Source organism: Prosthecobacter sp. (assembly GCF_046154365.1).
Classification (GTDB): Bacteria; Verrucomicrobiota; Verrucomicrobiia; order Verrucomicrobiales; family Verrucomicrobiaceae; genus Prosthecobacter.
The window spans coordinates 1-7,271 of sequence record NZ_JBJXFV010000232.1; the positions used below are offsets into that span (position 1 = coordinate 1).

General features: G+C 61.8%; 7 protein-coding genes. 2 read left to right on the forward strand and 5 right to left on the reverse strand.

Annotated features, from left to right (window positions below; genetic code table 11):
• Nucleotides 1-109: 109 nt before the first annotated feature.
• A complete protein-coding gene (gene gmk, locus ACKVY0_RS29315) occupies nt 110-745 on the reverse strand; it encodes a guanylate kinase (RefSeq protein WP_409218436.1) in 636 nt (211 codons plus the stop codon).
• 89 nt (nt 746-834) lie between these two features.
• Between gmk and ACKVY0_RS29320 the strand changes: the two genes are divergently transcribed.
• Together ACKVY0_RS29320 and ACKVY0_RS29325 are read left to right on the forward strand one after the other, a co-directional pair.
• Complete coding sequence (locus ACKVY0_RS29320) at nt 835-2,184, forward strand: Gfo/Idh/MocA family protein (protein ID WP_409218437.1); 1,350 nt, start codon at nt 835-837, stop codon at nt 2,182-2,184.
• Nucleotides 2,185-2,274: 90 nt separating this feature from the next.
• On the forward strand, nt 2,275-3,642 hold the full coding sequence (locus ACKVY0_RS29325; RefSeq protein ID WP_409218438.1) for a polysaccharide pyruvyl transferase family protein: 1,368 nt from the start codon (nt 2,275-2,277) through the stop codon (nt 3,640-3,642).
• 368 nt (nt 3,643-4,010) lie between these two features.
• On the opposite strand, the gene pheA is transcribed toward ACKVY0_RS29325, so the two are convergent.
• The 4 genes from pheA to ACKVY0_RS29345 all read right to left on the reverse strand — a co-directional run bounded on the left by pheA (nt 4,011) and on the right by ACKVY0_RS29345 (nt 7,113).
• Nucleotides 4,011-5,090 (reverse strand): chorismate mutase, encoded by a 1,080-nt coding sequence (pheA, locus tag ACKVY0_RS29330; RefSeq protein ID WP_409218439.1) that lies wholly within the window; start codon nt 5,088-5,090, stop codon nt 4,011-4,013.
• 21 nt (nt 5,091-5,111) lie between these two features.
• Complete coding sequence (scpB, locus tag ACKVY0_RS29335) at nt 5,112-5,807, reverse strand: SMC-Scp complex subunit ScpB (RefSeq protein ID WP_409218440.1); 696 nt, start codon at nt 5,805-5,807, stop codon at nt 5,112-5,114.
• Nucleotides 5,808-6,164: 357 nt separating this feature from the next.
• The gene (locus ACKVY0_RS29340; RefSeq protein ID WP_409218441.1) at nt 6,165-6,923 is read right to left on the reverse strand and encodes a CAP domain-containing protein; all 759 of its coding nucleotides are present in this window, start codon (nt 6,921-6,923) and stop codon (nt 6,165-6,167) included.
• Between the two features lie 43 nt (nt 6,924-6,966).
• Nucleotides 6,967-7,113, reverse strand: a complete 147-nt coding sequence (locus ACKVY0_RS29345) for a hypothetical protein (RefSeq protein ID WP_409218442.1) — start codon at nt 7,111-7,113, stop codon at nt 6,967-6,969.
• Nucleotides 7,114-7,271: the final 158 nt, after the last annotated feature.

The following is a 7,271-nucleotide window of genomic DNA, read 5'->3' on the forward strand; positions in this document are numbered from 1 at the left end:
ATTAAGTTAAGGACAGCACATGAATGAATGCCGCAGATTCAGGAAAACCACAGATTAGACGATTCAGGCGAGAAATCTGCGGCTTCCCTGAATCTGCGGCAATCCCTTCTTAACTTAACGACATTGATTCTGCATTTGTCATTGGCCGCAGGCTCGTCCGCATCCGCCCCGCTTCGAGGATCGCATCAAAGCGCTTCGAATCCTCTTCACGCGAAGCGCTGACCAGCACATAGCCATACTTGTGCCAGTGCTCCATCTCCGCCGCCGCGTTCTGCATCCGCAGTTCAAACGCCGCCGCATCCTCCGTCGCACGACCGGAGAGGCGGTTACGCAGCTCATCCAGGCTCGGTGGCATCACAAAGATCTCCAGCAGGCAGCGCTTCACCAGTTCATCCCCACACGCACGCACCTGCGCCGCGCCTTGCACGTCGATGTCCATGATCACATCCACGCCACGCTCCAGATTTTCATAAACGTAGCGTTTCAGCGTCCCGTAGAGGCGCCCATGCACGCGCGCATGTTCAAACAGCTCGCCACGCTCCACCCGCTCCAGAAAATCCTCCTCCGTCAGAAAAAAATAGTCCTTCCCATCCACCTCCCCTGGCCGCGGCGCACGTGTGGTGCAGGAGACGGAGAACACCGCCTCACCACGATCACACACCTTGCGCGCCAGTGTCGTTTTGCCCGTGCCTGACGGCCCCGAAACGATGATCAACTGCCCCAGACGCTGTTTAGAAAACTCCATCCTGCCGAATACCCACGCCAACACCGAGTGCAAGAGACTTGGCAGATCGCCAGTAATGCTCCACCCTCAAACCCCACCCAACTCAACCCATGCCACACGCATCCTCACGCCGTCAGTTCGTCAAAGTCGCCGCCGCCTCGGTGGCCGCCCCCTTCATCCTCCCCTCACGCGTCTGGAGCGCTGACACCGCCCCCAGTGAGCGCCTCACGCTCGGCTTCATCGGCAACGGCAAGATGAACAGCGGCCATCTCAACAATTTCCTCGGTCGCAAAGAAGTCCAGGTCGTCGCCGTCTGCGATGTGGACACCACCCGCCGCGAAAACGCGAAGAAGACCGTCGAAGAACGCTACGGCAAAGACAAAGACACCACCTTCAAAGGCTGTGAAGCCTATGCTGACTTCCGCAAGCTGCTTGAGCGCAAGGACATCGACGCCGTCGTCATCGCCACGCCGGACCACTGGCATGCCATCATCGCCATCGCCGCCTTGAACGCCGGCAAGGACGTGTACTGCGAGAAGCCGCTCACGCACAACATCCACGAGGCGCTCACGCTCATCGGCGCCACCCGCAGCAACAACAAAATCCTCCAGACCGGCTCCCAGCAGCGCTCCAGCAAAGAATTCCGTGTCGCCTGCGAACTCGTCCGCAACGGCGTCATCGGCAAGATCCAGCGTGTCGAAACCTCCTTCGGCTCCCCCGCCAAACCCAACGCCAATCCTGAAGAAGCCATGGAACCCGGCCTCGACTGGGACATGTGGTGCGGCCCGGCCCCGCTCGCACCCTACAGCAGCGTGCTCAGCCCGCGTGGCGTTCACAATCACTTCCCCGCCTGGCGCATGACCCGCGAATACGGCGGCGGCATGATCACCGACTGGGGCGCGCACCACATCGACATCGCCCAGTGGGGCCTTGGCGAAGACGAAAAAGGTCCGGTCGAAATCATCGCCCCTGCAAACCACGAGACCTCCAACGACGGTGCCAAGCTCGTCTATGCCAGCGGCATCCCGCTTCTCCACAACGGCAAAGGCAAAGGCGTCTCCTTCTTCGGTGAGAACGGCGAAGTGCATGTGAATCGTGGCAAGTTTGAGTTCATCCTCGGCGGCAAAACGATTCACAAATTCTGGGACAAGGAGACCGACAAAGGCACCTCCCTCGACCGCGAAGTCATCCTCGCCGAAAAGGAATTCCTCGCCGACGCGAAAGTGAAACTCTACAACTCGAAGAACCATCACGAAGACTGGCTCAACTCCATCAAGACCCGTGAGAAGCCCATCTGCGACGTCGCCATCGGCGCCAGCACCGTCATCTCCTGCCACCTCATGAATCAGGCCTACTACCACGGCGGCACCATGAAGTGGAACCCCGAGAAACACGAATACACCAGCGGTGGCGACGCCAAATGGCTCACCCGCGAGTATCGCGGCGACTGGAAGGTTTAAAGTAATCCCGAACTTCAGTTTGTTCTTCAAGGCGGCCTCGCAAGGGGCCGCTTTTTTCTGGCCGCAAGACCGCCTTTCCTCCCAATCCACATGAAACGCCTCGCACACCTTCTCCCTCTCGCGCTGCTGCTCACCGTTTCCAGCGTGCAAGGGCAGCCGGTGCCGCACATCTTGCTGCGTGAAGCGTTGCAGTTTGAAAACATCGGCGACAGCGGGCGCGTGCCGGGAACGTTGCGGCTGCTGCAGCAGCATCTGCCGAATGCGGAGGTCACGCTCTGGCCCTGGCACCTGCATGAGCGCGAGCGCCAGTTGCTCCAGCGCACCTTCCCGAAGCTGCGCATTGTTGAAGGCGCGATGGATGACACCGGCCGCGCCTCCACCCCCGAACTCACGCAAGCATGGGCGGACGCGAACATTTTCATCTGCCCATCGAAAAGCGCCGCCAACTACCGCGCCTGGGCAGCCACCGGACGACCCTACGGCCTCTTTGGCTCCGCTTTCGATCCCATCAGCGACCGCCGCACCCGCCCGGATGGCGACACGCTCGATGAACTGCGCAACGCCATCGAGCACCTGCCAGCCGACAGCTTTGATCGCAAATTCGGCTCCCGCACCCTTTACGAACAGGCGGCTTTCATCTTCTGCCGCGACACGCTTTCGCTCAGCTATCTCCGTGCGCAAAAGTTGCAGACACCCGTGCTGGAGTTCGGCCCTGAGGGTGCCTTCGCCATCGCGGTGCGCGATGATGCGCGTGCGGAGCGCTGGCTGCGACGCATCGGCGTGGAGGACGGCAGTTTCATCTGCGTCATCCCGCGCCTGCGCTACACGCCCTACTACCGCGTGAACCATCTGCCGCGCGAAGAATCGGACTACGCGCTCGATGCCATCAATGCGCAGCACGCCAACCGCGATCATGCCCCGCTGCGCGAACTCATCACGCTCTGGGTGCGGCAGACGGGCAAGAAGGTCATCCTGTGCCCGGAGATGACTTACGAGATCGAGGTCGCGCGAGAGCACCTGCTCGATCCGTTGCCCGCTGATGTGAAGAAGCACGTCATCTGGCGGGATTCGTTCTGGTTCGCCGACGAAGCCTGCGCCGTGTATGCGCGCGCCGTCGCCGTCATCAGCGCCGAATGTCACTCCCCCATCCTCGCACTCGCCGCTGGCACGCCCGCCTTCTACGTCCGCAATCCCGTGGACACCGTGAAAGGCCAGATGTTCCGCGACATCGGCCTCGGCGACTGGGTCTTCGAAAGCGGCCACACCAGCGGCCAGGAGCTATGGCAGACGCTCCAACCGCTGCACGATGACCGCGCTGGCGCTCGAACGCGCGTGCAGACCGCTATGACCCAAGTCACCGCTCTTCAGCGCCGCATGGCACAGGCTATCGCCGACGCTGTCGCTGCACACGCGAACAAAGCTCCGGCTTCCGTCTCTTTCGGCCACTCCTCAGATTGATTGAACCACGGAACACACGGAAGTGGCAGGTTGCCGGAATCTCTGCATTCCGTGTGTTCGGTGTATTCCGTGGTTGATGGTTTGGACACCTGCATCGCCAGCCTGCATTTCTCACACTCTCTTGTGAAAGTGAAACAGCGTGTCGGCGGACTTTTTTGTAGCGCGGTATTCCGATACCGAGTCGGTAACGTCGCGGAATCGGAATTCCGCGCTACAACCCAGCGCCGCCACAGACTGCATGTGAGAAATGCAGGCTGGCCGCCATTTCCCCGCCGTTCCATTGGTGTCAGCCGTGGTTTAGCCATGCCTCGCGTTGTTAGCGAGCTGTGGAGTGGTGGTGAATCGACCTGTCGATACCGCAAAGCCCCCTACCGCTCCTCCACCCAGCCCGGTGCCGGATAGCTGCCCAGCGTCTTGACCTGCACCGCATGTTCTTCCAGCGCGATGATGGCCTGCTGGAGCGCGGCGTCGGTGTGGTGGCCGCTGATTTCGAGGAAGAAGCGGGCCTGGGTGCCGCAGGGTGTGGGGCGGTTCTCGATCTGGCGGACGTTGACGTTGCGGGCGGCGAAGACCTGCAACACCTCCATCAGCGCGCCGACGCGATCCTTGGAATGGATCATGAACATCGTGTTGTCGTTGCCAGAGGGCGGGCCGGAGCGGCGGCCGAGGATGATGAAGCGAGTCTGCGTGGCATACTCACGCGGTGAGGTGGCGATGACGCGCAGCGCGTGCAGCTCGGCACTGAGCGGTGTGCCCAAGGCCGCAACCGAGGGATTCTGCGCCGCGAGCGTGGCCGCAGCACTCGAACTGGCGGATTCGATGAGCTGCGCGGACGGAAAGGCCTGCGCGAGCCAGGGACGGCAGCGTGCGAGCATCTGCGCGCGGCCATGAATCTCGGTGATGGTGCCATTCGGGCCCTGCGCCATCACGGCAGCATCCGCTTTCCACAAAATCTCCGCGTAGATCTGCAAGGCGCTATTCGCGAGATGGTCGAGCGTGTGATGCACGGCACCTTCCGTCGAGTGCTCGATGGGCAGGACGCCGTAATCCGCCGTCTGCGCCGCCACACGGCCAAACACGCCTTCGGTGCTGGCTTCAGCAAGGTATTCGACGCAATGACCAAACTTGTTCACCGCCGCCTGATGCGTCCATGAGCCGGTGGGGCCGAGGTAGGCGATCTTGAGGCTGTCTTCGAGCGCGAGCGCGGCGCTCATGATCTCGCGATAGATCGCGCGGATGGCACGCTCGGTGAGGCGGCCGTTTTGCGCACGATTGATCTCCGCCAGCTTGCGCAGCAGTTGGTCCTCACGGCCGGGCACGTAGATGTCGAGATCGTCCTTGCGCTTGATTTCGCCGACGGCATGCACCAGCTCGGCGCGTTCGTTCAGCAGACGCAGCAACTGCTGATCGATGCTGTCGATCTTCTGGCGGACTTCATCAAGGGACATGACCGCGGGAGAAAGAAGGGGTTAAGACTCGTCCGCAGCCGGAGTGACCGGAGCTAGGGAAAGCTGCTGCTCGCTGGCGACAGGCGCACCCTCTTCGGCGGTGGGGAGCTTCACGCGACGCAGTTCGGAGGCGTTTGGCATGTCATCGAGGCTGCGGACGCCGAAATGGTCGAGGAAAGCTTCCGTGGTGCCATACAGCAACGGGCGGCCTGGAAGATCGGCCCGGCCTTCGATTTTCATCAACCCACGGTCAATGAGCTGCTGCACCATCGCATCCACTGAAACACCACGCACGGCTTCGATGCCCGATTTCGTGATCGGCTGGCGGTAAGCGACGATGGCGAGGGTTTCGAGCGCCGGCTGGCTGAGACGCTGCACCTTCTTGCCGGGATACAGCGCGCGGCACCATTCGGCATACTCACCACGAGCGGCGATGCGCCAGCCGTTGGCACGTTCGACGAGGGTGAAGGCATGCTTCTCGGCGGCATAGCGGGCGATCAGTTCATCCAGGATCGCACGCACCTGCTCCTCGGTCGTTGCTGCCAGCGGCGGCACCCATTCCGGGATCTGCACGACCTCGCCAGGCAGTTGAGCGCTTTCAGTCGCTGCATCGACGATGTCCTTGGCCGTGTCTTTCACCGCAAGGCACATCTGCGGCACGCCCAGGGGTTCCTGGGTGGCAAACAGAAGGGCTTCAACGATCGAGATCAGTTCCATGACGCGGGCGGGCAATCTCAAGCGAGGCTGAGAGGCGAGTCAAGCCGTGGAACGAAGTTCAAAACGGGGAGAAACCCTGTTTCCGCCCTCGCGGCGGCCCGTTTTGACACCCCTGCCCCGCCCACGCTCTCTTAACTGTAACCATGCAGTTGGGTTTGCGCTGCCGCGAGCCTTCACCTGCGGGTGTTTGAGTCTGTCTTCGTCCACTGCCTTTGACTACATCGTTACGGCTTAGGCGTGGAGGGCGACGCTAGTGGTCAGGGCCAGCGTGAGGATGGCGATGAGGATGTGGCGTGGTTTCATGGGAAGAGAGGGCGGAGTTCTGCCAGCACGGTGACAAGCCGCTGGCCGCACGGCTCAAGGCACCTCCGAACCAAAATTCTGCGTGGCATGGAGGTGAAACTTCGGGCAGCGGCACCCATGCGCGCCGCAGCCGAGGAAGGTGAGGTTGCGATTGAGGATGTTGGCGCGGTGGCCGGGGGAGTTCATCCACATCTGCACGATCGCGTCCGCGCCGGCCAGATAGGTCAGGCCGTTCACCGTGCGCATGGCGATGTTTTCCGCCCGCTGGCCGCCGCTGACACCCTGCGCCGCCATGCGCTGCCAGGGAGTGCGTTTCGTCGCGTCCTTGGGGTTTTGATGGGAGAAGAAATCCTGCAAGGTCATGTCCCGCGAGTGCCCGAAGGCGCTCACGGTCAGCGCCCGTGAGGGGTGGAAGAGCGGCAACTGGTGCTTCGCCCGCTCCGCGTTCGTGGCAAAGAAAAGCGCCGCATTCAGCAGCGCATGATCCAATGCCATGCGGTCCATCACGCGCAGCACTGGCGGGTGCAGGCGAAACGTGGCCGGGGTGAAGCGTGCGTAATCCGCCGCCGTCCAGGGGGGCGTTTCAACGCTGGCTGCTGCTGGCACGGGCGGGTCCGGCGGCGTGGTTTGTGCGATGAGCGAAGCGTTAATGCCAAAGGCAACGAACAGGCAGCACCAGAGCAGCAGGAACTTCTGACTCCGTGCCTCTGAATCTTTGTGACACTCTGTGTCCTCTGTGGTGAAATCGTTTTTACCACAGAGAGCACGGAGAAACACAGAGGTTTTGCCATTGGCGCGATGGAATCTGCTCATGCGGATAACTGGCGGAGCAACCGGCAATGGTCACAAAGTTTTTTCAAGCCGTGAGCGCGGCCATGAGCACGCGCATTTCCTCCTGCACCATCGCGGCATCATCCAGCGTGCCCGCGATCTCGGCCTGGATGCACGCGCGGAACTGCTGCCGGAGCCGCTGCACCGCCATCTTCAAGGCGGAGACACCCATGCCAAGCGAGGCAGCAGGCAGCAGGCAGCAGCTAGCCTCAATGCCGTTAAGCAATAATGACGCCCCTATTCCCAGGTGCAAATCTGGCCCCTCACCCCGACCCTCTCCCCGGAAAGAAAGCCAAACGCAAAACAAGTCTCTCGCCGGGGAGAGGGAGC

What these genes read in the sequence shown, in the direction of transcription:
- gmk (WP_409218436.1), bottom strand. Translation starts at nt 745, where the DNA reads ATGGAGTTTTCTAAACAGCGTCTGGGGCAGTTGATCATCGTTTCGGGG.
- ACKVY0_RS29320 (WP_409218437.1), top strand. Translation starts at nt 835, where the DNA reads ATGCCACACGCATCCTCACGCCGTCAGTTCGTCAAAGTCGCCGCCGCC.
- ACKVY0_RS29325 (WP_409218438.1), top strand. Translation starts at nt 2,275, where the DNA reads ATGAAACGCCTCGCACACCTTCTCCCTCTCGCGCTGCTGCTCACCGTT.
- pheA (WP_409218439.1), bottom strand. Translation starts at nt 5,090, where the DNA reads ATGTCCCTTGATGAAGTCCGCCAGAAGATCGACAGCATCGATCAGCAG.
- scpB (WP_409218440.1), bottom strand. Translation starts at nt 5,807, where the DNA reads ATGGAACTGATCTCGATCGTTGAAGCCCTTCTGTTTGCCACCCAGGAA.
- ACKVY0_RS29340 (WP_409218441.1), bottom strand. Translation starts at nt 6,923, where the DNA reads ATGAGCAGATTCCATCGCGCCAATGGCAAAACCTCTGTGTTTCTCCGT.
- ACKVY0_RS29345 (WP_409218442.1), bottom strand. Translation starts at nt 7,113, where the DNA reads ATGGGTGTCTCCGCCTTGAAGATGGCGGTGCAGCGGCTCCGGCAGCAG.